The organism is Glycomyces niveus, from assembly GCF_017592475.1.
Classification (GTDB): domain Bacteria; phylum Actinomycetota; class Actinomycetes; order Mycobacteriales; family Micromonosporaceae; genus Glycomyces; species Glycomyces niveus.
In genome coordinates this window covers 48971-74418 of sequence record NZ_JAGFNP010000016.1, presented here as the reverse complement: position 1 = coordinate 74418, position 25448 = coordinate 48971, and the positions used below count along the sequence as shown (strand labels likewise).

Below are 25448 nucleotides of genomic sequence, written 5' to 3'. Positions count from 1 at the left end.
CGTGAACGCAACCGGTCACCCCTGACGCCGCGAGGTGCGAATCGATGAGCGACAACTCGATCGGGTCCTATGAGGGACTCGACCCTGCCGCCCCGGCTTTGAGTGCACCCGCGTTCGGCGACGTCCCCGTCGGCGGCGCCGCACCGCCGCCTCCGCCGCCCCCCGGCGAGGCCGAGACGCTCCTCCCCGTCCCGTCCGGCCGCCCCGTCTGCTCGAACCCCAACTGCGGCAACCCGACCGAGCACCCGGCCGAACTCGACTGGCAGCAGCTCGTCTCAGCCGTGCCCGTCGAAGGCCAGCTGTACCGCCTGCGCCCCAAGGAAGCCGGGATGGCCTTCCCGACCGAGGCCGACTTCCGCGCCGCCGTCGCCGCCGTCCGGCCCGAGCGCGCCGACGCGCACTCCCTCGAACGGCTGCGAGGCGCCTGGACCGACCAGGTCTCCGGCCGGCTCGCCGACTGGTCCGAGCGGATCAGGTCGAACCTGAACGGCCTCGCCGAAGGCTGGTCCGGCGCCGACTTCGAGGCCTTCGAGGCCGCCTGCGCGCAGACGCGCGAGCTCGTGGAGGACCTCGTCGACGACGTGGACGCCACCGTCGCCAACCTCCAGTCCACTGAGGAGGCCCTGTACTCGATCCAGGGCGGCGACTCCGGCGAGATCCCCTACCCCGCACCGCAGTTCTGGATCGACGGCGACTGGCACAGCTGGGTGTCCGTGCATGTCAGGCCCGCCTGGTGGCACGGCGACTGCATCGAGTACACCTGCCAGGACGCCGAACACGTGCTCGCCCTCGGCGGGGCCGAACCCGAGCTCGCCACCGAGATCATCGACTACATCGACGAGCGCATCCTCCACTACATCGAATACTACGCCAGCCCGGTCAACATCGAGCGCGACGGCCTCGACCCCGCCAAGGGGCTCACCGTCGAAGAGGCCAAGGAACTTGCCGTCGCCGACGCGATGGACCACTACGGCACCCTCGTCGACCAGAGCTGGGGCGCGTACGACGCCCGCCAAGCCGAATCCAATGAGGACATCCAGCAGCGGAGCACGGACACCGACGCCGAGGACCGCTCCGTGCGGACCGTGCGCAGCGACAAGGAGTACCCGGCCTCCGCCGACCCCGCCTACATGAACCTCGAGCCCCCGGCCATGGAGCAGCCCGCCGGTACTGCTCAGCCCATGTCCAGCGAGGACCCGTCCCTCGACCCGCCTGCGGGCGAGGCCCCCGAGCCTGAGCCGACGCCCGAGGAACCCGCTCCGGACGACGAGGACGAACCGAGCGGTGGCCTCGCGAGCGGCGGCTCAGGCACCGGCGGCGCGTTCGGCGGCGGAGGCGGCGGCTTCGGCTCCGCACCCGCCACGGGCACAACCGGTGCCGCTCCCTCCATGGGCAGCGGCATGGGCAGCGCCGCCGTCGGCGCCGCAGCCGCGGGCGCCGCCGCTGCAGCGCCCGCCTCCCGCGCCTCGACCACGATGATGGGCGGCGGAGGCGGCGCCGGCGCCGGGCGCGGCATGAACACGGACGACAAGGAACGCGAACCCGACGTCGACCTCGTCGAGGACGAGAACATGTGGGGCTACGTCAACGAAGACGACGACCCCTACGCGTAGAGAAGGATCCCCGCCATGCCCACGCGCGCATTCGACCCGGCCGCGCTCGAGCGCTACCGGCAGTTCCTCGCCGAACTCCTCGAAGAGCTCGAGAACGAGATCATCCCGTCTCTCAGCGACGGCGACCTCAAGAAGGCCCCCGCCTTCGGCACCGCCCCTGGCGCCACCGAAACCGCCGCCGTCGAATACGCCGACTTCCACGCCACCACCTGGCGCAACCTCCAATACCTCCGCGGTACCCTCCACGGCCTCATCGCCGGCCTCCAAACCGCCATCGACACCGGCGGCACCGTCGACCAGCAGGTCGCCACCGACATCGCCCGCCTGACCGAAGGCGACGACCTCTACGCCTGACCTGCAGGGCATCAGGGCAGGAGCTGCGTCGTTTAGCAGTCGTCAGCCTCCCCCGGCGGCGGCGCGGCGACCCTTCGCGCGCCCCTCCACCTTGGCCCCGAAGCAGTGATTCATGCCTGTCCTGAACAGGGGATTTGCGGCGTACTTACGGGGAAGCACGGGTTGCGAGGCTTTGCTAACCTGAAATTGACCTGATACCCGTTACCCCCGGCCCCGGAGGACCCCCAATGGCAGAGCGCAAGTTCGATCCTGACGCGGTAGCCCGGTACAGAGACTTCCTCCTGTATTGGCTCGAGGACGTCCTCGAGGCCGAGGGCGGCCCGATCTCTTCCATGAGGGAAGGGGCACTGAAGAAGGCGCCGGCATTCGGAACGACCTCCGAGGGCAAGGAAGCCGCGGCGACGTACGCGACGTCGCACCAGACGGCGTGGGGGAACCTTCAGGCGCTTCGCCAGTCGCTGTTCGGGATCATCCAGGCGTTGAACGCCGCGCTCGAAGGTGTGGAGACCTCCGAGGAGTACAACGTCGACGACTTCAAGACCCAGTACGACGAGTTCGCTTCGAGCAGTGCGGGTTCCGCGGCGGGCGGGAACACCTCGGCGACCGGCGGCGGCGACGGGGGCGACACGGGTGCTACCTCGGACGACTACGCGAACGCGCTCGGATAGGCGCGTCATGGTAGAAGAAGCAACTCACAAGCATCGGACTACTGCAAGGAGCGCTGAATGAAGATCCGCAATGCAACCGGTACCGCTGCGGTCTCGCTGACGGCCTTGCTGATTCTCGGAGCCTGCGGATCAGGCGGCGATGACGGTGCCACCCCTCCGGGCAGCGGCAACAGCGAAGGCGCCGAATCGACAGCGGCGGAAAGCGGATCGGGTGACGCTGCCGCTATCGATGCGGCGATCACCGGCTGGGACCCTTGCGAGGTCCTCGGTGACAGCTTCAACGCAATGGTCGAATCCCTCAACGCCGCCTCGGCCAACGAATTGCTGAGCAAGAAGACCGGCGGCGGTGTCCTTCCCGACCACGCCATGTGCTCGACCGATGTGACCTGGGCCGAGGACCCTGACTCCAGGGCGGGCAACGCCGACGGTCTGGTCGACATCTCGCTGGTCCCGGAGGGATCCGAGGAAGACGCCGCGACGCGCTTTGCCGAGCTCACCGATGGTTACCGCGAACTTTACGAAGGCAACGCGGCGGAAAAGGAAATCCCGGGCTGGGATGAAGGCCTCCTGTTCCTCGGCGACTACGGCGTCGGCGACACCTTCATCGTCCTCGTCCGGGACGGTTCATATCTGATTCGAATCGGACTCGAAACCGGCAGCGAACTCGTAGCTGGCGGCACTGGCACTCAGGCCGACTTCACGGTCGAGGAAGCCAGGGACTACTTGATCGACACGGCTTTGCCGGGCGTGCAGAGTGCCGTAACGGCACGCCTCGAAGAAGAGGGAGTGATCACCGGTGGGTGACAGAGGACCGACATTCGACGACACCTTCGAGGCAGAGACCAAACCCGTCACCCTCGAAACCGCCGGCCACTCCGGGGACGCGCAGACGCTCCAGAGCATCAACACCCAATCGTCGAGTTCCGCCTGCGGTCAAGACGGATGCCCGCTCAAGAACAATGTCGAGGTCGAGACGGCCTGGCAGAACTTGATGTCGGCCGTTCCGAAGCGGCAGCACGCCGACGGCAGCACGCTCTATCCGGAGAACAACCTCTCCCACGCGATGCCCAAGCAGTCGGACCTCGATCGCATCATGCAGTCGATCCGTCCCGCCGGCATCGAAGAGCACGCGATCGATTTTCTCGGCGACACCTGGTACAAGGAGGTCAACCAGGTACTGGTCGACCTTCCCGGTCTGCTCACGACCTACACGGGTCAACTTGCCGAGGAATGGACCGGCGACGACTTCGACGCGCTCGAGAAGAACATCGAAGACCTGACCAAGATTGCCCAAGAAGTCGTCGACAGTTCGCAGGCCATCAGCGAAATGCTGAAGGACGAGTCCGAAGGCATCTGGGCCGCCCAAGGCGGTCCCGAGGGCTTCCTCCCCTTCCCCGCTCCGCAGCTCTGGACCAGGGAGCAGAACTGGTTCGTCGGCCTCTTCAAGGACGACTACGCCCACTGCCGTCCCCCGTGGTGGAGCGAAGGGGAGTGCAACCACATCACCCCCGACTACGCGCTCCAGATGGTCGGCTTCCCTCAGGGGACCATGCAGGAGTACAACACCCAGATCGAGAACGCCACACGCGAGCAGCAGGCCGCGAACCAGGCGTACAACGAAGAAGTGATGCGGTACATCGAGCAGGGTGGCAGCCCCATGGCGTACCCGCTCAAGTCGACCGACTGGGAAGAGCTCTACGTCGAGAAGCGGGACCAGTACCTGCTCGAGAACGAAGACGTCATGAGCCAGGTCAACTCGGACTACGTTCAGGCGTCCGAGGACATCAACAACGACATCATCGGTCGCGAGTACAACGCGAACACGACCTACTCCACCCACGACGACCCGACCACCGCGAAGCAGCCCACCAGCGCCTCGAACACCGAGGCCAACCTGCCGCCCGGTGGCGGCGGAGGTGGGGGCGGTGGCGGTGGCGGCGTGCCCAGCGGGGGCATGCCGTCGGGTGACTACCCCGGGATGGACACGCCCCCGCCTGGGAGCTTCGACCCGAGCGGCCTGGGCGAAGACGGCGTGTACGAGCCCAACCCCAACAAGGACTACACGCTGCCCGGAACCGGTGACACCGATCCGTGGAAGCCCTCGACCCCTGACCTCGACGAGCCGTCCGGTGGTCTGGCCTCCGGTGGCGGCGGCCTCGGCGGCGGAGGCGGTGGCCTTGGTGGCGGTCTCGGCGGTGGCGCTGGTGGCGGCATGGGCGGCGGTCTCGGTGGCGGTGCTGGTGGCGGCCTTGGCGCGGGCATGGGCGCTGGTGGCATGGGCGGCATGATGGGCGGCGCCGGTGGTGGCCGCGGCGCCGGTGCTGGAGCCGGTGGCGGCCGTGGTGCCGGCGGTCGCGGTGCCGGTGGCCCGAAGGGCATGGGCCGCGGCGGCATGGCCGGCGGCATGATGGGCGGCGCCGGTGGCGGCCGCGGCATGGGCGGACCTGGCGAAGACGGCCAGGAGTCCGGCACGTGGCTGACCGAGGACGACGACGTCTGGGGCATCGGCAACGAAGAAGAAGACCCCTACGCGTAGGCGATGATCCTTTTGCGGGGCACCGGTTTCGGTGTCCCGCATCGTCGTTTCAAGGCACTAGTGAGAGAGCACCCCGATGCCCCGCGCCCCTCGTTTCGACCTCAAGCTCGACTCCAAAGGCACGCTCGAACGGCAGTGGTTGGAGCCTGAGGAACGGCTCGTCGACTGGATTCCGCAATGGAAGTTGCCCTCCTTCGAAGGCATTCCGAAGCCGCCTTGGACGTTGGAGCAGGTTGCGCGGCGGACCGCGAAGATCGCTTGGCTCACGCTGGCGTGGATCGTCGGGTCGGTGGTCTTGCTGATCGTGCTCTCCTTCATCGCCGAAGGGCTCAGCGGAGCGGATGGCGGGAGCGGTGGCGGCAAGAAGTTGAAGGGTCCCAACGTGGTCCTGCGCGGGCAGGGCCGCGAGTCGGTCATGGGCCGCATGGTGACGCCGAAGCTACGGGAGCGCGGCCTGTGGGTGTTCACCGACCGGCGGCTCGCATTCGTGGTGGTCGAGGGGCGCATTTACGGGAAGTTCCTGAGCGGGTCGGGGAAGCCGAGCGAGTTCGCCCGCCCGGTGCCGGTTCGGACGGTTCTCGAAGTGCGCGATACGCACTACGAGTTCGAAGGAGACGTCGACCGCCTGCGCCGCACCAGGATCCTGCGCAGGTTCAAACCGGCCGGGGTTTACCGCCGGATCACGTTCGCCGACGGGTCGGGGGTCGACTTGCGCCGCTACCGCTAACGGCATCGCGGCTCGATCTGATGATATTGCGTCTGGTTATCTACGGGACCGTGCCGATTGCCCACGCTTAGTAGCATTGCTGCATCCCACGCAATTCATGGAGGTCCCCACCCATGCCGTCAATCGACGTGAATCCCGATGACCTGACCGCGGCGGCGTCCAAGCTGCGCGAAGCCGTCTCGTACGCCGACATGGCGTCGCAGTACTCGACCGAAGCCGACCCGGAATGGTGGATGTGGGGCCTGCCCGGCGTCGTCACGGCCCCGATCTACTTCGCGCTGGCTGATGGCTGGCGGGACCTGCTCGCCGAGACGGGCCAAGCCATAGAGGGCTTGAGTCAGCGTCTCGAAGACAGCTGCAACGGCTACGTCGAGATCGACTCGGTCGTCGGCGAGGAGTTCGGGTCCCTGCTCACCGACCTTTCCGGTGCGTACAACGACTACAAGGATTCCACCCAGAACCCCCCGATGATCACCACCACCTGAGGGCGACGAACCAATGAGCGATCACGGTATGCAGGACTTCTCCGATTCGCCGCAGCAAGGCGAGTTCGGTGTCGACTCGAACGGGAACGTCGCCGATCCCGGCAACGCCGCACTCAACGTGCTCGACCACCAGCGCCTTGTCAACAGCCCCTTCAAGATGGCGACCTCGGTCTTCGAGAACCGGGAGACCTTCAAGGGCGGGATCGACCAGATGCGGTCCGACCTGCGAGGAGGCGAGGGCCGGGGCAGTTTCATGGACCGCGCCAAAGGACTCCACGCGGATCTGAAGCTGGACTGGAACACGATCAACGACAAGACTCGCAACGTCGACCTGGAAGCGGAGAGGCAGAAGGGCAAATACGAGAGCTTCCTGCACAAATCCAAGGGCGCGATCGGGATCGATCCGCTCAAGTGGTTGGCGGGGACCATCGTCGACTTCCTCGTGCAGACCTTCCAGCCGCTTGAGGACCTCCTCGGAGTGGTCACCGGCAACGAAGCCCGGATGAACGTCTCGGCCAACATGTGGCAGGAGGTCGGCAACGCCATGCCGCCGATCGCCGACCACATGAACACCGTCGTCGACGGTGAGCTCTCCCAGTGGCAGGGCCAGGCCGGCTCGGCCGCGCGCGCGAGGGTCATGGAGCTCGGCCTCATGGTCGACGTCATGGGCCATCTCGCCGGCGGCATGGAGATGGTGCTGCACATGATGGCGGGGCTCGCCAAGGCGCTCCGCGCCTACGTGCAGGGGAAGATCGCGGACGGCGTCGTGTGGGTCATCAAGACCATCGCTCCGCAGCTCGCGCTGTCGGCGGCGACGCTCGGTGCTGCTGCGCCCGTCTGCATCGCGATGACCGTTGCGAAGATCGCCGGGCTCGTGCTCGACGCGATCCAGATGATCCAGGGCGCCATCCAGATGTTCCAGGGGCTCGGTGCCCTGCTCACGCTCATCCAGGACGTGTTCGCGATCTTCCAGCCGTATGTCGCCGAGCTCGTCCAGGTCCCGAAGCCGGGCTTGCCGATATGACCGGAGCGGGAGAGCCGAGGAAGTCGCATCCGCTGGCTCGGGCGCTGGTGGACATCGTCGACGCCGCCATGTCGGACGGCGCCACCAGCGTCGACGCCGATGACGGGGCCGTCCGCATCAGTGTCCACGACGTCGCGGCGAACGGGGTCAAGCGGTGGGGCAAGTTCGCCCGCAAGCGCGATCTGCCGTACCGCAAGGAGCTGCCGGTCGCGGAGGTGCTGGCGGACCAGAGGCTGACCTGGTTCTTCGAGACGATGCGGCAGTTGCACATCCCGGTCCAGGGCGCCGCGGGTTACCTGGAGGCCGAATGGCAGGGGGTGCCGTTCACGAGCTTCGCCGCGTACGCCATGCGCACGACCGGAGGGCTCGAAACGTTCCGGTTCGTCTGCACGCCGCTGTCGCGCCCCTACCCGGACCTGACCTTCGATCTTCGCCTCAACTCCTATCCTGAGCAGAGAGCACACTTGTATCCGAGGCTCGGCGAGTACAAGAAGGTCGACGGTCCCAAACCGCCGTCGAAGCTGAAACCGAGCGTGCTCGGCAAGGTTCCGGGGATCCGGGAGGCGCGGAAGTTCGTCGATGACTTCCTCACCTACCCGCCGCATGTCCACACCGCCTCGGAAGCCTATGCGGCCCAAGTGGCCGCGCGGCCGTACGAGCCGCTGGTGTTCAAGCGGGACTGGATGGTCCGCGGATCATGGCTGGTGATGTTCGAGGAGGAGCACATCAGGGCGCTCGGCGCACCGGATGAGACCCCCAAGTTCCTTGACGCGCTGCCGCACATCAGGTTCCTCGTCGACCCGCCCGGGGCTCCCGCGCCGGGGGAGTAGGACGGGTCCGCTTTCGCGGGCGGGCGCGCAACCCCAGGTGGGGCGCACTTTGGGGGGACTGGCCAGTGCGCTATAGCATCGCAGGAGGACCGCGTGCACGAACCTGAGCGCCGCGCGGAAGGAAAGGGGAGCCGATGTCCGACAGCGGTGAAGCAATGCAGGCCCGCACTAGGGAGATCGAGCGGATGGCCGCCGAAGCCCGTGGTGAGGCCGTCAGCGAGAACGGCGAGGTCCGCATCGTGGCCAAGGCCGGCGGCCGGATCGAGGAGCTCGACCTGCGCTTGAGCGCGTTCGAGCTGAGCGGCGTGGAGCTCGGCGAGCTCATCGTCTCCACCCTCCGCACCGCCGAAGACCAGCTCGACGCCCAGTTGACGTCGGCGATCCAGGCGGCCATGGGCTCGCTCGGCGCCTTCACCGAAGAGGAGGGGAGCCGATGAGCGACCGGCCCCAGCGTCCCGACCCGCACGAGATGATGGCGCGGCTCGAGGCGATGCAGCGCCAGGCCGAGGAGACCCTGCGCCAGTACGAGGGCATGCAGGAGCAGATCAACGCCGCGGACATCGAGGTGTTCTCCGAGGACGGCCTCATCTCGGTCAAGCTCGACGGCAACGGCCGCATCGACAAGATCAAGATCGACGAGTACGCGATGCGCCGCCGCCAGTCGATCGCCCCGACGATCATCGCCCTGGTCGACCAGGCGCGGGTCGCGCACGCCGAGAAGGCCGCCGAGATCGCCCGGCAGTTCCTCGGCAACACCGGTTTCGGCGACCTCCTGGACCGCATCGCCCCCGAACGTCCGCGCTGACCCACCCGATCCACCGCTACCCCCTGGAAGGGGCACCAATGCCCGCGAAAGAAATCGAGCCCGAGCAGCTGCGCGCCGCCGCGACCAAGCTGCGCGAGGCGATGTCCTACGCCGACAAGGCCTCCGAGTACTCCACCGAGGCCGACCCCGACCCGTGGATGTGGGGCCTGGCCGGCATCCCGATGTCGATGCTCTACTTCCCGCTCGCCGACGGCTGGCGCGACCTGCTCAGCAAGGCGAGCCAGGGCATCGACGGCGTCGCCACCCGCCTCGAGGACTCCGGGGCGTCCTGGGAGGACGTCGACACGATGATGAGCGAGGAGTTCGCGAAGATCGCCACCGGCATCGCCGGCGCCGTCAACGAGTACTCCAAGGACACCCAAAACGACCCCATGGTCCAGAAGTAAGGAAGCCCCATGAGCGATCACGGCATGAACGACTTCTCCAATTCCCCCGGCCACCAGGACACGTGGAGCGCCGACGTCGGGCAGGGCGCGCTGAGCACCCTCGACCAGCAGGGGTGGGGGCAGCAGGGCTTCAAACTCAACGGGCCGATCAAGGCCGGCTACGAGGCGTACAAGAACAAGGACACCCTCAAAGCGGGTGGCACCATGCTCAAGAACGACCTCCAGTCGATCAACTGGAACGGCGTGAGCGGCTCGCTCTCCCAGTTCAAGGGCAAGCTCGCGGCGAACAAGGACGGCTACACGCAGCTGACCGCCGCCGCGGGCAAAGTGGTCGGCATCGACCCGGTCGCGTGGCTCGCGGGCACCATCGTCAGCTTCCTGATCGAGACGTTCCAGCCGCTCGAGGACCTCCTCGGCCTGGTGACCGGCAACGAGACCCGCATGCAGGAGTCCGGCCAGATGTGGCAGGAGGTCGGCAACTCGATGCCGCCGATCGCCGACTACATGAACACCACGGTCGAGGGCGAGCTCGCGAGCTGGATGGGCGACGACGGCGACGTCGCGCGCACCCGCGTCATGGAGCTCGGCCTGATGATGGACGCGATGGGCTTCCTGGCGCTGGGCATGCAGCAGGTGCTCAACATGATGGCCGGCGTCGCCCGGGCGCTGCGCGAGCAGGTCGAGAAGCTGATCGCGAAGGGCGTCGCCTGGATCATCAAGACGATCGTGCCGCAGGTCGCCGCCGCGACCGCGACGTTCGGCGCGATGATCCCGCTGTGCATCGCGATGACGATCGCCCAGATCATGGGCCTCGTGCTCGACGCGATCCAGGCGATCAACGCCGCCGTCCAGTTCGTGCAGAACCTCGGTCAGACCCTCGACCTGGTGTGGGACATCTTCAACGTGTTCCTGCCCTTCCTCGAGCAGATGATCAACGTCCCGAAGATCCAGATCGGGTAGCGCGTGTCGGGCACCGGCGAGTGGGCCGGCGGCGGAGGGGACGAACGCCGCTGGCACAAGCTGGAGAACTTCGTCTACGTGACGGACATGGTCTTCGGGGACGCCACCCTCGACCGGCCCTCCACGAAGATCGACGAGGTCGACGGCGCGGCGCGGCTGTGGAAGTCGCATTCGCGGCTCAACGGCCTCGAGTACGCGGACGTGAAGAGCGACGCCGAGGCGTTCGCGCTGCCGCAGTGGGGTCCGCTGCTGGAGCGGCTGCGGGCGCTCGGGCTGCCGATGCAGCGGGTGCGGAGCCTCGTGCGCGGCGAGAGCGGCGGCGTCCGGTTCGAGAACCTGTGCGTGTGCGACGCCGACGAGGACGGGAAGGTCATCCCGTACCGGATCTGGGTCATGCCGGCCGCGGTGCAGGCGCCGGATCTGGTGTGCGACTACCGTTCCAGCCGCGGCGAAGTGCCCGACGAGGTGGCCTGGTGCGACCCGCGCGGGTTGGCGAAGGCCGCGGCGTACGCGGCGGACAAGCCCGCCATCAAGGAGGGCGGCCGGTTCACCAAGAGCTTCATCGGGCGCGCCATCGCCGGGAAGGTCAACGAGTTCCTCGACACGTCGGTGCACGTCACCGTGTGGGCCAAGGACATCGCGACCGCCCAAGCCGCGGCCGAGGCCGCGAAGGCCGAGCCGAACATGCGCCGGGTCGTGTGGATGTGGCGCGGCGGCATGTTCGTGTACGCCACGCCGATGCTCGTCGAAGGCGCGGACTCCAAGCGCCAGAAGGAGCACCTGTACACCCACAAGCTCGCCGACCTGCAGCGCCGCTTCGCGGCGGCGCTGAACGGTTAGGCGCTCTCCAGCCAGAGGCGGGGTTCGAACGACTCGATCTCGCCGGTGGCCGGGCGCCAGACGGCGTACACGTGCGCTTCGGCCGTGAGCGTGATCGTCTGGCCCGCTTGGGTTTCGACGTTGAGCTCGCGCTGCTTGCCGGGGCGGCCGGTGTGGCGGGCGGCGATGTCGAGGTTCGCGGGGCGGCCGTCGGTGACGACCGTGATCTGATGCGCGCCAGGGGGAACGTGGTAGCGCCAGTGGCCCCAGGAGGCGGGCTGCTCGACGCCGTCGATGCGGACGCGCGGCGCCGGCGTCCAGGCGCGGGCGAGGAAGGAACCGTGCGCGGCTGTGCGGCCGCCCGCCCACAGGTGCCTGCCGCAGGCGAGGTGCAGGTCGATGGCGGCCGCGCCGATCGGGAGCGGCGGGGGAGCGGTCGGGTTGTCGCCCAGGAAGACCGCGTCCGGGCCGTGGGGGACGGGTTCGCGGGCGAGGCTCTGGCGCTGCGCGGTGATGTCGCGCTGGTATTTGGCTTTGGCCTTGCGCCACAGGGGGATACCGGTGGCGATGAGGACGACCGCGAGCGCGCCGAGGATGATCCCCGAGATCCAGTGCCAGTCCTCGGAAGGGAAGAGGGTCATGGCCGCGCTCATCGGCAGGCAGCAGATCGTGGAGGTCATCGCCAGCCAGGACCAGCACCCGGCGTTGGTGGGGATGAATTCGTGCGTCTCGGGCAGGTCGCCGAGGACGCGGTGGCCGGCGGGCCAGTGCTCGAAGTACTGCAGGCGGTGGCGTCCGCCGTCGGCGACGGCGACCGCGACCGGGTCGAGGGTGGACGTGCTCTGCGCTTCGACCGTGTGCGGCCCGGTCAGGAGGACCAGGTCGAGCTGGCCGTTGCCGACCGCGACCGGGATGCCGTCGACGGCGATCACGGGCGCGAGGTCGGTGCTCTCGACGAGGACCGAGAGGACGCCTTCGCCGGGGCCGGGCGCGAGCTCCGGGTCCTGGAAGGCCCGCACGGGCTTGCGGTTCGGCAGCCCGGGTTCGCTGCGGGAGGCGGCGGGGCGGACCTGCGCCGAGATCCGGTCGTTGAGCACGCGCATCCCGTTGTCGCGCAGGCGCAGCGGCCGTGGCTCGGCCAGGGCGGTCTCGCGGGAGCCGTACGAGCCGGGGCCGGGGCGGCGGGAGCGCGGCAGGTCGTCGCGGGCGGGGGGCATCGCGGTCCTCTCGGGTGGGGTGATCGGCCCTCACGGTATCGAACCCGGGACGGGACCGGTGGCCATGCGCTGGGTGACCGGGCGATTGCCCGAGACCTGTATCTTGCTCGCATGGGTATGAAGGACCGCCTCGAGCAGATGAAGCAGCGCGCGCAGGAAGCGGGCAAGATGGTCGTCGACGTCGGCGTGGACGCCGCGAAGGAGAAGCGCGACGCCGCCGTCGGCCTCGCGAAGAGCAAAGTGGACGCCACTACTGGTTTCGTCGTCGAGAAGCGCGACGGCGCCGTCAATTTCGCGAGCGACGCGAAGACCGCGTTCAAAGAGGGCGACCTCGAAGAACTGCTCAAGCGCCTGCCGCTGCCGGCCTCCCCGGTGCAGGAGGAATGGCAGTGGAGCCTCGGCAAGCTCATCACCTCGGGCAACAAGCCGCCCCTCGGCACCGGCATGCTCCTGGGCCTGCTCGACAACTTCGGCACCATCGACATCGGCCCCGAAGAGGTCGGCTTCGACGGCTCGACCGCGAAGTGGCACAAGGTGAAGGCCATCCGCACCCGCTCCCTGGACGGCATCATCCAGAAGCTCTCCACCGACTCGTTCACCGAGAGCATCGAGAACCTGCTCCCGCTCGTGCCCGGCCGCGGCTGGGTCTCCGAGAAGGCCACCTCCGCGATCTTCACCATCTGGGCTATGGTCGCCGACCTCGCCATCCGCGACCCCGAAGCCGGTCGCCGCCAAGTGGTCTGCGAGATCGAGTACAAGGGCTGGATCCGCACCAAGGAGGCCGAGACCGGGTTCTTCACCGGGCCGGTGATGGCCCTGCTGCCCAACCTCGACCAGGTCTTCCGCGACGAGGCCGCCCGCCGCGGCGTGCTCGTCGAGCAGGCCGAGCAGACCACCATCGAGAACGCCGAGGCGCGCGTGGCCTGGCTGCGCGAGAAGCACGCCGCGATCGCGGCCAAGCGCGAAGCGGCCCGCAAGCAGATCGAGTACTGATCCGCCTGCGGGCCTTCGAAAGCCGGTTACTTGGGGTGGGTCTCGCCGGGGTAGCGCAGTCCGATCTGGGCGCGCGCCTCGTCCATGATCTCCATGACCTCGATGGTGCTCTGCGGCGGCACGAGGGTCGACTCGAGCCGGCCCTGGCGCAGCGCCCGGTGCACTTCGAGCGCTTCGTGGACGTAGCCGTGGCCGACGTAAGGCGCCTCGAATTCCCGGGGCGCCTCGTCGTACCGCACGAGCGTGTACCCGCTGGGCCGGTAGGCGTATTCGCGCAGTTCGATGCGGCCCTCGGTCCCCGAGATCGTGACCTCGTTCGCGGGTCCGCCCCGGTAGGAGCAGGAGAGCTGCGCGATCGCGTTCGGGTACCGGAGGGTGAGCGCGGTCTGCGCGTCCACCCCGGTCGAGTCCATGACGCTGTGCGCCTGGATCGAGTCGGGCTTGCCGAGCACCAAGTGCGCCAACGTGATCGGGTAGACGCCGAGGTCGAGGAGGGCGCCCCCGGCCAGTTCGATGTTGCGGAGCCGGTGGCTCGGCGGCATCTCGGCGGCGAACGAGAAGTTGCCGTGCACCGACACGACCTCGCCGATCATGCCCTCTTTGATGGCCCGGCGCATCTCGCGGATGGCCGGGTTGCAGCGGGTCCACATGGCCTCCATGAGGAACCGCTGGTGCTCGCGGGCGACATCGAACATCGTGCGGGCCTGGGAGGCGTTGTACGCGAAGGCCTTCTCGCACAGGACGTGCTTGCCGGCCTCGAGGAGCTGCAGGGTGGGCAGGTAGTGATGGGAGTGCGGGGTGGCGACGTAGACGATGTCGACTTCGTCGTCCGCCGCGAGGGCCTGGACGGACTCCCAGGCCTGAGGGATGTCGTGCTTCTTGGCGAACGCGGCGGCGCGCTCCGCCGATCGAGAGGCCACAGCGGTGACGCGGCAATCGTCGAGGAGGGCAAGATCTTCCACAAAGGTCGATGCGATTCCACCGGTCGCCAGGATTCCCCATCGGATCGGTTCAACCATGGACGTAAGCACACCACAACTTCTCGCGATCGTCAACACGAGGGTCAGCGGTACTATCTCCGCCAACCGGGCCATATTCCCGAACGGGGATCACTGTTGGTCACGTCCCTCCTGTGACCTGGTGATTGATGTGACCTTTCCCGCAACGGGGAACCGGGGCCGCCGTGGCACTATGGCGAAATGTCTCTCCGTGCTTCTCAACGACAGCCCCTGCGGCGCGCCGCCGCGCTCGCACTGGCCGCCGCCGCGGGCGGCGTCCTGACGCTCGGCCCCGCCGCGCCGGCCTCGGCGCACGCGGCGCTCACCGGCACCGACCCCGAGGACGGCGCCACCGTCGCCGAAGCCCCCGCCGAGGTCACGGCCACCTTCTCCGAGCTGCTGGACGGGCCGTCGACCGAGATCGCCGTGACCGACCCGACCGGCGCCGTCGTCGACGTCGCCGACCCGACCTTCGACGGCGACACGTTCACCCAGCCGATGCTCTACACCACCCCCGGCGAGTACACGGTGGCGTTCCGCGTGATCTCCGAGGACGGCCACCGCGTCGACGACGCGATCACCTTCACCGTCGAGTCGATCCCCGAGGGCCTGTACGCGCCGGGCGCGGAGCCGACTGTCGCCGCGACGACCGACGGCGCGGCCACCGAGCCCGCGACGCAGGAGGAGACCAGCCGGGCCACCGGCGGCCTCAGCAGCGAGGACGAGGAGGACTCGAACACGGGCGCGGCGCTGGCCGCGATCCTGCTCGGCCTCCTCGTGGTCGTGGTCGGCGGCGTGGTGCTCGTGAAGACCTTGGGCCGCAAGGAGAAGACCGAGGACGGGGAAGGCTCCGCCTGAGGCGCGCCCTGCCTCCGGGCGCGAATGTGAATGGAGGGTCCCGGCAAATCGGACATCGATGGCCCCCGGTCTTAACCTTGCCCCACGGGTACGACATCCCGCGTCGAACAAGGGCGGGCCGACCCGCTCGGCAACGGCGCGGCTCAGGGGCAGTTGACCCACTCATCGGTGCCGTCGTCGAAGAACTGGTGCTTCCAGATCGGGAGGCGGGCCTTCACTTCGTCGACGAGGTCGGCGCAGGCGTCGAAGGCCTCTTTCCGGTGCTCGGCGGCGACGGCCGCGACGAGTGCCGGGTCGCCGATCTCGAGGTCGCCGACGCGGTGCGAGACGACGACGCCGCGCACGCCGGGCCGGGCTGCGATCTCTTCGGCGACCGTGCGCAGCAGCTCGCCTGCGGACGGGTGGCCCTCGTAGGAGAGGCGGAGCACGCCGCGGCCGTGGTCGTGGTTGCGGACGACGCCCGAGAAGGACACGACGGCCCCGGCCTCGGCCGCGGCGACCGCGGCTTCGTGCTCGGCGACGTCGAGCGGGGCGTCCAGTACGCGTGCGCGGATCATGAGGTCACACTCCAGGGACGGTGGCGAGTTCGACGGTGGCGCCTTCGGCCCCAGCGGCATCGGGTCCGATCACGGCGAACCCGGCGGCGCCCGCCAGGCCCCGCAGCATCGCGGAGCCGTGGTGGCCGAGCCGACGCCCGGCCCGGTCGACGAGGGCCAGGTGGGTGAACGAGCCGCGGCCGGGCACGTCCTCGGCGAGGCCGATCGTGCCGAGCGGCGGCAGCGGCAGCCCGCGCAGGCCCGCCAGGAGCGGTGCGACGAGCGAGACGACGGCGATCACCGCGGACTGCGGGTTGCCGGGCAGGCCGGCGATGAACTTCCCGTCCGCGGTGCGCGCCAGCAGCATCGGGAACCCGGGCCGCACCGCGACGGTGTTGATGACGTACTCGGCGCCGATCTCGGCGAGCGCGGCGTGCAGGTGGTCGACGGGGCCGACCATGGTGCCGCCGGTGGTGCACACCAGGTCCGCGTCGGCGAGCGCTTCGCGCAGCGCCGCCACATGCGCCTCGAGGGTGTCCTCGACCGGTCCGATGCTCGGCCCGGCCGCCGCACCGGCGGCCTGCAGCATGTGGGGGACCATGGGGCCCAACGAGTCCCGCACCCGGCCCTCGCGGGAGACGCCGGAGGTCAGCAGTTCGTCGCCGAAGACGACGACGCGCACGTCGGGCCGGGCGTGCGCGGGCAGCGTCGAATGCCCGGCGGCGGCCGCGAGGCCGACCACGGGCGGGCTGACGGGGGTCCCGGCGGGCAGCAGCTCCTCGCCGTGCGCGGCTTCCTCGCCCGCCTCGCGCCATTCGCGCGCGGCCGGGCCGTCGACCAGTTCGTCCTCGACGGTGCTGTGCTCCAGGCGGATGATGCCCTCGGTCCCTTCGGGGACCTGCGCGCCGGTCGCGATCTTGACGGCCTGGCCGGGCTTGAGCGCCTCCGGCACCTGGCCGGCGAGCACGGCCCCGTCGATGCGCCACGGACCCTGCCCGGCGACGGCCCAGCCGTCGACCGCGGAGGTCGGGAACGCGGGCAGGTCCGATACGGCCACGAGCGGCGCGGCCAGCGCCGATCCGACCGCCTCGCCGAACGGCAGCTCGGAGGCGGCGGGCTTGGCGGCATAGCCTGCGGCCCAAGCAGTTTCGCGGGCCTCGGCCCAGGGGAGCGGGGTGCCGGTCATGCGGTGGTCCTTCCGTCGTCGATCCCGGGATGGGACGGGCCGGCGATGCCCGTGTCGCTCGTGTGCGCGGCGCCGCGGCCTGGTGCGGCACCGCCCGCGGCCGCCGACTCGGCGGCGTGTCCGGGACCGCTGTTCGGCGCGTCGCCCTCGGCCGGCTCGCCGCCGCCCTCGCCGCGGTCGTGGTCGCCGTCGTGCAGTTGCGAGACCGCGTGCTCGACGAGCTCGGCGGTGAGCACCGCGAGCCCGTCCTTCGCCGCGCCCTTCGACCCGGCGAGGTTCACGATCAGCGTCCGCTCGGCGACCCCCGCGATGCCGCGCGAGAGCGCCGCGTGCGGGGTCTTCGCGAGCCCTGCGGCGCGGATCGCCTCCGCGATCCCGGGGACTTCGTAGTCGACGACGCGGCTCGTCATCTCCGGGGTGAGGTCCTTCGAAGTGAGGCCGGTACCGCCGGAGGTGACCACCAGATCGGCCGCGTCGCCGACGGCGACGCGCAGTGCGGCCTCGACCTCTTCGCCGTCGTGGACGACGACCGGCCCGACCACGTCGAACCCGCGCGTGCGCAGTCCCTCAGCGAGGATCGGCCCGGACTCGTCCTCGTAAACCCCGTCGGCGGCCCGATTCGAGGCGACGACCACGACGGCCTTCACCGCTCCCATTTGCCGGTCTTCCCCCCGAGCTTCTCCTCCACCCGGATGTCGGTGACGACCGCGGCGGGGTCGACGGCTTTCACCATGTCCACCAACGTCAACGCCGCGACGGACACCGCCGTCAGGGCCTCCATCTCGACCCCGGTGCGGTCAGCGGTCTTCACGCGCGCGGCGATCTCGACGCCCTCGTCGGTCACCGTGAGGTCGACCTTCACGCCGCTGATCGCGATCGGGTGGCACAGCGGCACCAGGTCCGGCGTGCGCTTGGCGGCCATGATCCCCGCGATGCGCGCGGTCGCGAGGGCGTCGCCCTTCGCGAGCGAGTTCTCGCGCAGCGCCGCGACCACCTCGGGGGTGGTGACGAGGCGCCCGGTCGCGAGCGCCGAACGGTGCGACACGTCCTTCTCGGAGACGTCGACCATGCGGGCGGCCCCGGACGAGTCGACGTGCGTGAGGTCAGCCATGCCGCGAAGTCTAGTCGCGGACTCGGACGCCGCCGAATAACCGGACATCGCGCAGCCAGAACAGCTCCTCCCCGAGCGCGGCCAGCCCTTTCGCGGTCCACCACGCGACCACGAGCCCGATGCCGATCCCCACGAACGCCTCGAAGCGCGTTGCGATCGCATGGTCGATGAGCGGGCTTACCAGCACCTGGGTCTTGCCGTCCCGCACACTGACGGCGAGCACCGAGGCCCGGTTCCTCTCGCCCGACAGTTCCTCGTACTCGACCTCGACATACTCGGCCGAGCTACCCTCGCCGCACTCCGACCACACGCAGACGGCCTTGTCGTAAGGCTCGCCGACCACGGTCGCCTCCCGCCATTCGCCGGCGACGAGGTAGCTTCCAGGCCATACGACCAGTGCTGCGGAGAAGGCGAGCCATGCCAGGCAGGCCAAGGCGAACAGGCCGATCTTGATCGCACGCATCGGAAGCAGCCTCCAAAGCGGGTGGTTCCAGGCTAGCCCGCGGGTGCGACGAAAAGGGTCGAGGACCGCGGCGGCCACTTCGCGGTGCGGCCTCGGATTCGCCTCGGCGGGCCTGTATTAGCGTCGAGGCGTGATCGAATGGCTCTACCTCGCCGTCCAGGCCGCCGCGCTGGCGATGAGCGCCTGGTTCTTCGTGGACACGGCCCGCTCCCAGCTCGTCGGCAACCGCCACCTCGTGGGCGTCGCGGTGCTCGAACTGCTGCTCCTCGTGCAGCTCGCGGTGTCGATCGCGATCGTGCCGGGCGAGCCGGGCGGCGGGAAGGCGCTGTTCTTCTCGTACCTGGTGACGACGGTCCTGGTGCCGGTCGCGGCCTGCTTCTGGGGCTCGATCGACCGGAGCCGGTGGGGGATCGGGACGGTGGCGGCCTCGGGCCTCATCGTCGCGGCGCTCATGCTGCGCGTCCACCAGATCTGGGAGCTGCAGATCCATGTCTGAGACGAGCGCTGACGCCGCGCCGCGGGCGCTCGCGGCCGGGTTCGGACGCCTCATCGTGCTGGTCTACGTGGTCTTCGCGGTCTCGGCCGGGGTGCGGGCGGTGTTCCAGGTGGTCACGAAGTTCGGCGAGGCGCCGGTGAGCTTCACGCTGAGCGCGATCGCGGCGCTCATCTACCTCGTGGCGGCGATCGCGATCATCCGCGGCGCGGGCGCGCTGGCGCTGCTGGCGGTGGGCGTGGAGATGGCCGGGGTGCTCGCGGTGGGGGCGTTGAGCTTCGCGGTTCCGGGGTGGTTCCCGGAGCCGTCGGTGTGGTCGCATTTCGGGTCGGGGTACGGGTACGTGCCGCTGGTGCTCCCGGCGGTCGGTCTCGTCTACCTGTTCAAGCGCCGCAAGGCCTAAGCGCGTTCGATGAGGTCCATCGCGGCGTCGAGGCTGTGGACGGCGCTGGGGGTGTCGGCCCGGGCGAGGGCGTAGGCGGCGACGACGAGGGCGGTGACGGTGTCGGTGAGCCGCTGCGCGTCCTCGATGTCGGGGCAGTGGGCGCGGATGCCGTTGCCGATGGCCGCGCCGAGTTCGGCGCGGTAGGCGGTGATGGTCTCGCGCACGGCCGCGTCGTCGGCGATCGCGGCGCCGGCGGCGTTGATGAGGAGGCAGCCGTTGGCGGCGATGACCGACCCGGCGCGTTCCAGGGCCTCGCGCAGCCCGTACAGGTAGTCGAGGATGGCGTCGGGTGCCGGAACGCCGGCGAGCGGGGCGAGGCGGGGGCGCACGATCTCGTCGAGGTACGACTCGACGGCGGCGTCGAAGAGGCCGCGTTTGCTGCCGAAGGCGTGGTAGATGCTGGATCGGCGCAGGCCGGTGGCGGCTTCGAGCGCGGGCACGGAGGCGGCCTCGTAGCCGTGGCGCCAGAAGACGGCGCGGGCGGACCGCACGACCTCGGCGGTGTCGAACGTCTGCGTGCGACCCATGGCGAACCTCTCTCTGCGATGCGCTCCGAACGGCTTTGCGGAACGGTCGTTCCAGTATATGTTTGTGGAACGGTTATTACAAAACTGGCAGGAGACATCACCATGACCGAGGCCGTCAGCACCCAGATCCAGCTCGTCCGCCGCCCCCAGGGCTGGCCCGTCGACGAGGACTTCCGCACCGAGAAGGTCGCCTACGGCGAGCTCGCGCCGGGGCAGATCCGGGTCGCGAACACGTTCCTCTCGGTCGACCCGTACATGCGCGGGCGCATGAACGACGCCGAAAGCTACATCCCGCCGTTCGAACTCGGCAAGACCATGACCGGCGGCGCGATCGGCCGCGTGGTCGCATCGGCCGCCGACGGGTTCCCGGTCGGGGCCGTCGTGCTCCACCAGTACGGCTGGCGCGACCTCGTCCAGGAGGAGGCCGCCGGCTTCACCGTCGTGCCCGAGATCCCCGGCGTGCCCCTCTCGCTGCACCTCGGCATCCTCGGCATGACCGGCATGACCGCTTATGTCGGACTCACCGCCATCGCCGGCCTCAATCCCGGCGACACCGTCTTCGTCTCCGGCGCTGCGGGCGCCGTCGGCACCGCGGTCGGGCAGATTGCGAAGCTCCTCGGCGCGGGCCGCGTCATCGGCTCCGCCGGAAGCCCGGAGAAGGTGCGGCTGCTCACTGAGAAGTACGGCTACGACGCCGCGTTCAACTACAAGGACGCGCCCGTTCGCGAGCAGCTCGCGGCGCTCGCGCCTGAAGGCGTGGACGTCTTCTTCGACAACGTCGGCGGCGACCACCTCGAAGCCGCGCTCGACGTGATGAACCGCGAGGGGCGCATCGCCGTGTGCGGCGCGATCTCGGTGTACAACAGCACCGAGAAGACCCCCGGCCCGGACAACCTCAGCAGGATCGTCCAGCAGAGCCTCACCATCAAGGGCTTCACGCTCGGCGGCTACCTGCACCTGCGCGAGGAGTTCGGCGCGCGCATGACCGAATGGTTCGGCCAGGGCGCCATCGCCTACGACGAGACCATCGTGGACGGTGTGGAGCACGCGGTCGACGCGTTCCTCGACATGATGCGCGGCAAGAACACCGGCAAGATGGTCGTCCGCGTTTGAGCGACGCTCGACCCTCGTGGCCGGGGACGGCGGAGCCGACCGCGGGCGGCCGGCGGGCCTGCGGCCCGCCGCCGCGGGCGGGCTATAGGGCATGCCCCTCCCCACCCGCATCCACCTCCGACCTACCGAAGAAATGACACGACTCTCCCACGGGTCCGACATTTCACCGAGTGCAGGGCATTAGCCCAGTTCAGGGCCGTATCGTCGGTTAGCTGAAGAAGCCCAGGCAGGCCACGATCAGCGTCGAGCCGCAGATGAGCAGGCCCAGGCGGTAGTTGCGTTCGAGGCGCTTCTCCTCGTCGCCGATCTTCGGGCGGGCCGCGACGCCGATCGTTGCCCAGCCCAACAGGAACGCGGCCAGCGGGCACGCGATGAGGACCGCCGCCAGGAGCGCCACGTTCAAAGGGCCGCCCTCGGCGCGCACCTCCCGCAGCACGAACAGCTGCACGACCACGCACACCAGCGCGAACAGCCCGTAGATCAGCCCGTTCCGCTCGTCCGCGCGCCACCGCGGCAGCAGCGGCGCGCGGTGCGCGAGGTACCGCGCCTCCTCCAGCTCCGTGGCCGCCACCCGCAGGTCCGCCTCGGCCGTGTCGAGGTCGGCCGCCGGGTCCCCGCTCAGCGGCGGCGCGGGCACCCGCTGCGGCGGCGCGACGCGGGCCGCGCGGGCGAGCTCGTCCACGGCCGCGCGCTGCGCGGCGGCCTGCTCGGCGAGGCGGCTCGTGCGCTGCCCGAGCGACTCGGCCGCCGTGGCGGTGCGGGCCGCTGACTCGTCCGCGGTGCGGCGGGCCTCGTCGAGGCGGCGCAGCTGCGCGAGGTAGTCGTCGAAGGCGCTCACGGGCGGGTCCTCTCGATCGGGGCGCTGCCGCCGCTGCGCTGCGGCCCGGGCACCGCGTCGTGGTCCTCGGTGCGCGAGAACGGCACCACGAGCCGCCCGGCGCCGGTGTCGGCGTGCCGGTCGACGAGCAGCGCCCGCCCGGCCCGCGGGCTCCAGTGCTGGAACTGGGTGCCGAAGTGGCCCATGATCTCTCCGCCGGGCAGGTTGAGGACGAGCGCGCACGCCACGTCCTCGCGTCCGGCCGTGCCGCCGATGTCGTCGGTGAACCGCCGGAAGTTGCGCCACCAGCCGAGCAGGTGCACGTCCCGCGCCGGGCCGGTGCGCAGCAGCGCTCTCAGCGCCTGCTGCCCCTTCATGTCGAGGCCCGCCGCGTCGAGCCCCCACGCCGCGAGCACGGTCCCGTCGGGGATCTCGGCGAGCGTCGCGGCGAACGCGTCGGGCGCGATCCGGTCGGCCGCGGCCCGCAGGTCGGCGCTGCCGGTGAAGTCGATGGCGAGCACGCGGTTCCCATTGCCCGCCAAGGACTCCACGGCGGCTTCGAGGGCTTCGCCGCCGACCGGGTCGGAGCCGAGCACCGCCAGGTGCCGGCCGGGGCGCCGGTCGAGGTCGACTCCGGCGGCGTCGAGGCGCAGCGACACTTCGCGCCCGAGCAGTGCGCGGCCCGGCTTCCGTTCCCCCGGAAGTGTCTCGCTGAGGTGGACGGGACGGTAGCCGTAGAACACGCGCGGCGCGCCGACGCCCGCGTGCGCTTCGCCGAGCTGCTCGCGGAGGCGCTGCATCACGTGCGCGTCGGTGTCGGGGAAGCGCGCGACCCGGTCGGCCCCGGCCGTGCCGCCCTCGGTGTTGACCACGACCTGCCCGAGCGAGATCCGCGCGGCCGCATCGTTGTTCGCTTCGAGGACCGTGCGCGCGCCGGGCAGGGCGATGCGCATCGGGAACTGCCCGAAGATCGAGTCCTTCTTCGCCCACAGCGCCTCGATGCCTGAGATCGTCTGGGACGCGAGCACGAGGTGCACGCCGTAGGAGCGGCCCTTGCGGGCCAGGTTCTCCAGCAGCGCAACGGCTTCGGAGGCGACCCGGTCGTTGCCGGCGAGGAGCACCTGGAACTCGTCGGCGACGCACACGATGCGCGGGTACGCCTCGTGGGCGCGCAGGCCCGCGAAGGACGCGACCCCGTACCGCTTCATCACCGTCGAGCGGCGCGTCATCTCCTCGCTCAATGTGGACAGCACGGCGAGCCCGTATTCGCGATCGGACTCGACGCCGACGGCGCGCGCGTGCGGGATGAAGGTCCGGTCCCGCTCGGTCGGGATGAACTCGGTGAACGAGACGCCTTCCTTGAAGTCGAGCAGGAACAGCGCCAGATCCGAAGGGGCGTAACGGGAGGCGAGCCCGTACAGGACATCGAGGAGGAACACGGTCTTGCCGCCGCCGGTGCGCCCGCCCACGAGCCAGTGCGGGGTCGCGTCGTCGAACCGCAGCCGCACCTCCCCGGCCGCGTCGCGTCCGATGAGGACTTCCAGGCCCTTGGCAGGGTCGCCCGATTCCGGCCGGGCCGGAATGAGGTCGGCGAAGGTGAGGGTCGCGGCGGCCTTGGCGCGCTCGGCGAGCCGCTGCGCCTCGCCGGCCACGAACGACGGGTCGGGGGTCTCGGGCCAGTCGACCGGCGCGGCCAGGCCCTCGCCGCGCCCGAACGGCGCCGCGGGCGGGTTCGTGATCGTCACGCGCCCGTCGACGGCGCGCATGACCGCGGCCTGCGGCAGGTCGGGCAGGCCGCAGCCGAGGACGGTGACGCCGTGCGCGAGCCCCGACCGGGCGAGCGCGTCGATGCGCTCCACCAGGGTCCTCGGCGCTTCGCTCAGCGAGGCGACCACGAGCAGCATCCGGTCGGTGCGGCGGCCCGCGATGTGCTCGGCCACTTGCGATTCGGCCGTGGCGACGGCGTCGGCGGCGGCGCGCGTGTCGGTGGCGACCGCTTCGATCACGCCCGCGTCGGCGAGCGGGCGCAGCGGCGCGAACGACGCTCCGAGCGTCGCCGTGTCGATGCCGACCACTCGCAGCCCGCCGGGTTCGCGGGTCGAGACGGCGTGGAGGATCGCGGTCCGCACCAGGTTCGCGACGCCCTCGACGCGGGCGTCGACCGAGGTCGCGAGGTGGCCGCGTTCGCCGAACGGCACGATGAGCGGGATGCTTCGTCCCTCGTGGAGGATCACGCGCCCGGCGTGGAGCAGGCCGGGATCGGCGCGAAGCTGCTGCGCGGAGGCGGTGGCCGCGTCGGCGATCTGGCGCTCGGCCGCGAGCAGTTCGGGGTCCACAGGGGTCTGGAAGGCGGCGTCGCCGAGGCGCTGCGCCACCTGGGCGAGGCGGGCGGCGGCGGCGTCGCAGCCCGCGGCCGCGTTCGCCAGCGCGGTCGGGAAACCGGGCACCGGACCTCCTTGCGCGAGATATTCGACAGGTCACACCATATCGCGATGCGGTGCCGCGAGTGTCGCCCCGGCGGCGGTCGGATCGTCCGCTTTGCGCAACCTTCCCCGGAGGGGGCGCGTGCATTACCCTAGAAGGAGGCCCGATCTCGCTGACCCGGAGAGCGCGGCCGAACGCCTACAGCACCGCAGACGCCCGCATCCGCTGCCCGCGGGCGGTCTTCGGTCACGCCGAGAAGGACCCGTGCCCCATGAGTGAGTTCCTGGATATCGCCCTATCCTTCCCACCGGTCGTCTTCTCCTTCGGCCTTGTGGTCGTGGTCCTTTACTGGCTCATCGTGATCGTCGGTGCGCTCGACGTCGACATCGTGGACGTCGGCGGCGACGCCGAGCTCGATGCCGGGGGCGGTTTCTGGTCGGCGTTCGGTTTCGGCGCGGTGCCGTTCACGGTGGTGCTCTCGCTGTGGATCACGTTGGGCTGGATCGTGACCGTGCTCGGCACCTCCTGGGTGAGAAGCGCGAACATGTTCGTCCCGCCGGCGCTCACGGGCACGGCCGTGCTCGTGGCCGGGATCGGGGTGGGGATGCTCGGCGCGAAGCTGCTCACCCGCCCGCTCGGGCGGCTGTTCGAGGACGCGCCCGCGACCGCGCACGCCGACCTCGTCGGGAAGGTGTGCGTGGTGCGCACCGGCACCGTCACCCTCGACGCGGGGCAGGCCGAGATCACCGACGACGAAGGCAGCGTCCTGCTCATCAACGTGCGCCGCTCCCCGCATGAGCCCGACGGCATCGACGAGGAGCTGTTCGCGCGCCACTCGAAGGTCGTGGTGTTCGACTACGACGAGGTCGAGAAGGTGTTCCTGGTCGTGCCGGTGGCGCTCCCGCCGGACGTCGTCCTCGAGGCCTGAACGCGACCGAGCCGCAGTACCGCCCGGTCCGCCCTCCCGGTCCCGATCTCACCCCCGCGTCACAGTGGACCGCACTGAATCGCCACGTTGCGCCCGGTTTGCGCTCTCCCG

Annotated in this window: 30 protein-coding genes; 20 read left to right on the top strand and 10 right to left on the bottom strand. The window is 70.0% G+C overall.

Annotated elements, in window-relative coordinates:
- The first annotated feature begins 44 nt into the window (after positions 1 to 44).
- The 14 genes from J5V16_RS22460 to J5V16_RS22395 all read left to right on the top strand — a co-directional run bounded on the left by J5V16_RS22460 (position 45) and on the right by J5V16_RS22395 (position 11249).
- The gene (locus tag J5V16_RS22460; protein WP_208499280.1) at positions 45 to 1613 is read left to right on the top strand and encodes a WXG100 family type VII secretion target; all 1569 of its coding nucleotides are present in this window, start codon (positions 45 to 47) and stop codon (positions 1611 to 1613) included.
- 15 nt (positions 1614 to 1628) lie between these two features.
- Entirely contained in the window at positions 1629 to 1967 is a 339-nt protein-coding gene (locus J5V16_RS22455; RefSeq protein WP_208499278.1) for a hypothetical protein, read from the top strand.
- Between the two features lie 227 nt (positions 1968 to 2194).
- Positions 2195 to 2635, top strand: a complete 441-nt coding sequence (locus J5V16_RS22450; RefSeq protein ID WP_208499277.1) for a hypothetical protein — start codon at positions 2195 to 2197, stop codon at positions 2633 to 2635.
- Positions 2636 to 2692: 57 nt separating this feature from the next.
- Positions 2693 to 3439, top strand: a complete 747-nt coding sequence (locus J5V16_RS22445; protein ID WP_208499275.1) for a hypothetical protein — start codon at positions 2693 to 2695, stop codon at positions 3437 to 3439.
- Complete coding sequence (locus tag J5V16_RS22440) at positions 3432 to 5171, top strand: hypothetical protein (protein ID WP_208499273.1); 1740 nt, start codon at positions 3432 to 3434, stop codon at positions 5169 to 5171. The genes J5V16_RS22445 and J5V16_RS22440 overlap by 8 nt, the downstream gene beginning before the upstream one ends.
- 76 nt (positions 5172 to 5247) lie before the next feature.
- Positions 5248 to 5898 (top strand): hypothetical protein, encoded by a 651-nt coding sequence (locus J5V16_RS22435; RefSeq protein ID WP_208499271.1) that lies wholly within the window; start codon positions 5248 to 5250, stop codon positions 5896 to 5898.
- Positions 5899 to 6011: 113 nt separating this feature from the next.
- Entirely contained in the window at positions 6012 to 6383 is a 372-nt protein-coding gene (locus J5V16_RS22430) for a hypothetical protein (RefSeq protein WP_208499269.1), read from the top strand.
- A gap of 13 nt (positions 6384 to 6396) precedes the next feature.
- Positions 6397 to 7407 (top strand): hypothetical protein, encoded by a 1011-nt coding sequence (locus tag J5V16_RS22425; protein WP_208499263.1) that lies wholly within the window; start codon positions 6397 to 6399, stop codon positions 7405 to 7407.
- On the top strand, positions 7404 to 8237 hold the full coding sequence (locus J5V16_RS22420; RefSeq protein ID WP_208499261.1) for a hypothetical protein: 834 nt from the start codon (positions 7404 to 7406) through the stop codon (positions 8235 to 8237). The genes J5V16_RS22425 and J5V16_RS22420 overlap by 4 nt, the downstream gene beginning before the upstream one ends.
- Before the next feature lie 134 nt (positions 8238 to 8371).
- On the top strand, positions 8372 to 8674 hold the full coding sequence (locus J5V16_RS22415) for a YbaB/EbfC family nucleoid-associated protein (protein WP_208499259.1): 303 nt from the start codon (positions 8372 to 8374) through the stop codon (positions 8672 to 8674).
- Positions 8671 to 9042: a YbaB/EbfC family nucleoid-associated protein gene (locus J5V16_RS22410; protein ID WP_208499257.1), complete on the top strand. Its 372-nt coding sequence runs from the start codon at positions 8671 to 8673 to the stop codon at positions 9040 to 9042. Before J5V16_RS22415 ends, J5V16_RS22410 begins: the two co-directional genes overlap by 4 nt.
- A gap of 38 nt (positions 9043 to 9080) precedes the next feature.
- Positions 9081 to 9449, top strand: a complete 369-nt coding sequence (locus J5V16_RS22405; RefSeq protein ID WP_208499255.1) for a hypothetical protein — start codon at positions 9081 to 9083, stop codon at positions 9447 to 9449.
- Positions 9450 to 9458: 9 nt separating this feature from the next.
- Positions 9459 to 10409, top strand: a complete 951-nt coding sequence (locus J5V16_RS22400; RefSeq protein WP_208499253.1) for a hypothetical protein — start codon at positions 9459 to 9461, stop codon at positions 10407 to 10409.
- 3 nt (positions 10410 to 10412) lie between these two features.
- The gene (locus J5V16_RS22395; RefSeq protein ID WP_208499251.1) at positions 10413 to 11249 is read left to right on the top strand and encodes a hypothetical protein; all 837 of its coding nucleotides are present in this window, start codon (positions 10413 to 10415) and stop codon (positions 11247 to 11249) included.
- Here the strand turns inward: J5V16_RS22395 and J5V16_RS22390 are convergent.
- A complete protein-coding gene (locus tag J5V16_RS22390; RefSeq protein ID WP_208499249.1) occupies positions 11246 to 12445 on the bottom strand; it encodes a hypothetical protein in 1200 nt (399 codons plus the stop codon). The two genes, J5V16_RS22395 and J5V16_RS22390, sit on opposite strands and share 4 nt — an antisense overlap.
- Before the next feature lie 111 nt (positions 12446 to 12556).
- On the opposite strand from J5V16_RS22390, the gene J5V16_RS22385 reads away from it, so the two are divergent.
- Positions 12557 to 13438 (top strand): translation elongation factor Ts, encoded by an 882-nt coding sequence (locus tag J5V16_RS22385; RefSeq protein ID WP_208499247.1) that lies wholly within the window; start codon positions 12557 to 12559, stop codon positions 13436 to 13438.
- A 26-nt stretch (positions 13439 to 13464) separates the two neighbouring features.
- On the opposite strand, the gene J5V16_RS22380 is transcribed toward J5V16_RS22385, so the two are convergent.
- Positions 13465 to 14457 (bottom strand): Gfo/Idh/MocA family protein, encoded by a 993-nt coding sequence (locus J5V16_RS22380; protein ID WP_208499245.1) that lies wholly within the window; start codon positions 14455 to 14457, stop codon positions 13465 to 13467.
- A gap of 180 nt (positions 14458 to 14637) precedes the next feature.
- Between J5V16_RS22380 and J5V16_RS22375 the strand changes: the two genes are divergently transcribed.
- On the top strand, positions 14638 to 15294 hold the full coding sequence (locus J5V16_RS22375) for a copper resistance CopC family protein (protein WP_208499243.1): 657 nt from the start codon (positions 14638 to 14640) through the stop codon (positions 15292 to 15294).
- Positions 15295 to 15437: 143 nt separating this feature from the next.
- Here the strand turns inward: J5V16_RS22375 and J5V16_RS22370 are convergent, their stop codons facing one another.
- From J5V16_RS22370 to J5V16_RS22350, 5 genes are read right to left on the bottom strand one after another with little or no spacing between them, the layout of a single operon-like run.
- The gene (locus J5V16_RS22370; protein ID WP_208499241.1) at positions 15438 to 15851 is read right to left on the bottom strand and encodes a molybdenum cofactor biosynthesis protein MoaE; all 414 of its coding nucleotides are present in this window, start codon (positions 15849 to 15851) and stop codon (positions 15438 to 15440) included.
- A gap of 4 nt (positions 15852 to 15855) precedes the next feature.
- Positions 15856 to 17016 (bottom strand): molybdopterin molybdotransferase MoeA, encoded by a 1161-nt coding sequence (locus J5V16_RS22365; protein WP_208499239.1) that lies wholly within the window; start codon positions 17014 to 17016, stop codon positions 15856 to 15858.
- The gene (locus tag J5V16_RS22360; RefSeq protein WP_208499237.1) at positions 17013 to 17672 is read right to left on the bottom strand and encodes a MogA/MoaB family molybdenum cofactor biosynthesis protein; all 660 of its coding nucleotides are present in this window, start codon (positions 17670 to 17672) and stop codon (positions 17013 to 17015) included. Before J5V16_RS22360 ends, J5V16_RS22365 begins: the two co-directional genes overlap by 4 nt.
- The gene (gene moaC / locus J5V16_RS22355; RefSeq protein ID WP_208499235.1) at positions 17660 to 18127 is read right to left on the bottom strand and encodes a cyclic pyranopterin monophosphate synthase MoaC; all 468 of its coding nucleotides are present in this window, start codon (positions 18125 to 18127) and stop codon (positions 17660 to 17662) included. Before moaC ends, J5V16_RS22360 begins: the two co-directional genes overlap by 13 nt.
- A gap of 10 nt (positions 18128 to 18137) precedes the next feature.
- Positions 18138 to 18590: a hypothetical protein gene (locus tag J5V16_RS22350; protein ID WP_208499233.1), complete on the bottom strand. Its 453-nt coding sequence runs from the start codon at positions 18588 to 18590 to the stop codon at positions 18138 to 18140.
- 130 nt (positions 18591 to 18720) lie between these two features.
- Between J5V16_RS22350 and J5V16_RS22345 the strand changes: the two genes are divergently transcribed.
- Complete coding sequence (locus tag J5V16_RS22345; RefSeq protein ID WP_208499231.1) at positions 18721 to 19086, top strand: hypothetical protein; 366 nt, start codon at positions 18721 to 18723, stop codon at positions 19084 to 19086.
- Positions 19079 to 19486 carry a hypothetical protein gene (locus J5V16_RS22340; protein WP_208499229.1) on the top strand — a complete coding sequence of 136 codons (408 nt, stop codon included), beginning with the start codon at positions 19079 to 19081 and terminating at the stop codon, positions 19484 to 19486. Before J5V16_RS22345 ends, J5V16_RS22340 begins: the two co-directional genes overlap by 8 nt.
- Here the strand turns inward: J5V16_RS22340 and J5V16_RS22335 are convergent.
- Positions 19483 to 20055 (bottom strand): TetR/AcrR family transcriptional regulator, encoded by a 573-nt coding sequence (locus J5V16_RS22335; RefSeq protein WP_208499227.1) that lies wholly within the window; start codon positions 20053 to 20055, stop codon positions 19483 to 19485. The two genes, J5V16_RS22340 and J5V16_RS22335, sit on opposite strands and share 4 nt — an antisense overlap.
- Positions 20056 to 20157: 102 nt before the next feature.
- Between J5V16_RS22335 and J5V16_RS22330 the strand changes: the two genes are divergently transcribed.
- Positions 20158 to 21168 carry an NADP-dependent oxidoreductase gene (locus tag J5V16_RS22330; protein ID WP_208499226.1) on the top strand — a complete coding sequence of 337 codons (1011 nt, stop codon included), beginning with the start codon at positions 20158 to 20160 and terminating at the stop codon, positions 21166 to 21168.
- A gap of 208 nt (positions 21169 to 21376) precedes the next feature.
- Here the strand turns inward: J5V16_RS22330 and J5V16_RS22325 are convergent, their stop codons facing one another.
- Together J5V16_RS22325 and J5V16_RS22320 are read right to left on the bottom strand one after the other, a co-directional pair.
- The gene (locus J5V16_RS22325) at positions 21377 to 22006 is read right to left on the bottom strand and encodes an MFS transporter (protein WP_208499223.1); all 630 of its coding nucleotides are present in this window, start codon (positions 22004 to 22006) and stop codon (positions 21377 to 21379) included.
- Positions 22003 to 24432 carry an FtsK/SpoIIIE domain-containing protein gene (locus J5V16_RS22320; RefSeq protein WP_208499221.1) on the bottom strand — a complete coding sequence of 810 codons (2430 nt, stop codon included), beginning with the start codon at positions 24430 to 24432 and terminating at the stop codon, positions 22003 to 22005. The genes J5V16_RS22325 and J5V16_RS22320 overlap by 4 nt, the downstream gene beginning before the upstream one ends.
- A 248-nt stretch (positions 24433 to 24680) precedes the next feature.
- Here J5V16_RS22320 and J5V16_RS22315 point away from each other — a divergent pair, with 248 nt between their 5' ends.
- Positions 24681 to 25337, top strand: a complete 657-nt coding sequence (locus J5V16_RS22315; protein WP_208499219.1) for a hypothetical protein — start codon at positions 24681 to 24683, stop codon at positions 25335 to 25337.
- Positions 25338 to 25448: the final 111 nt, after the last annotated feature.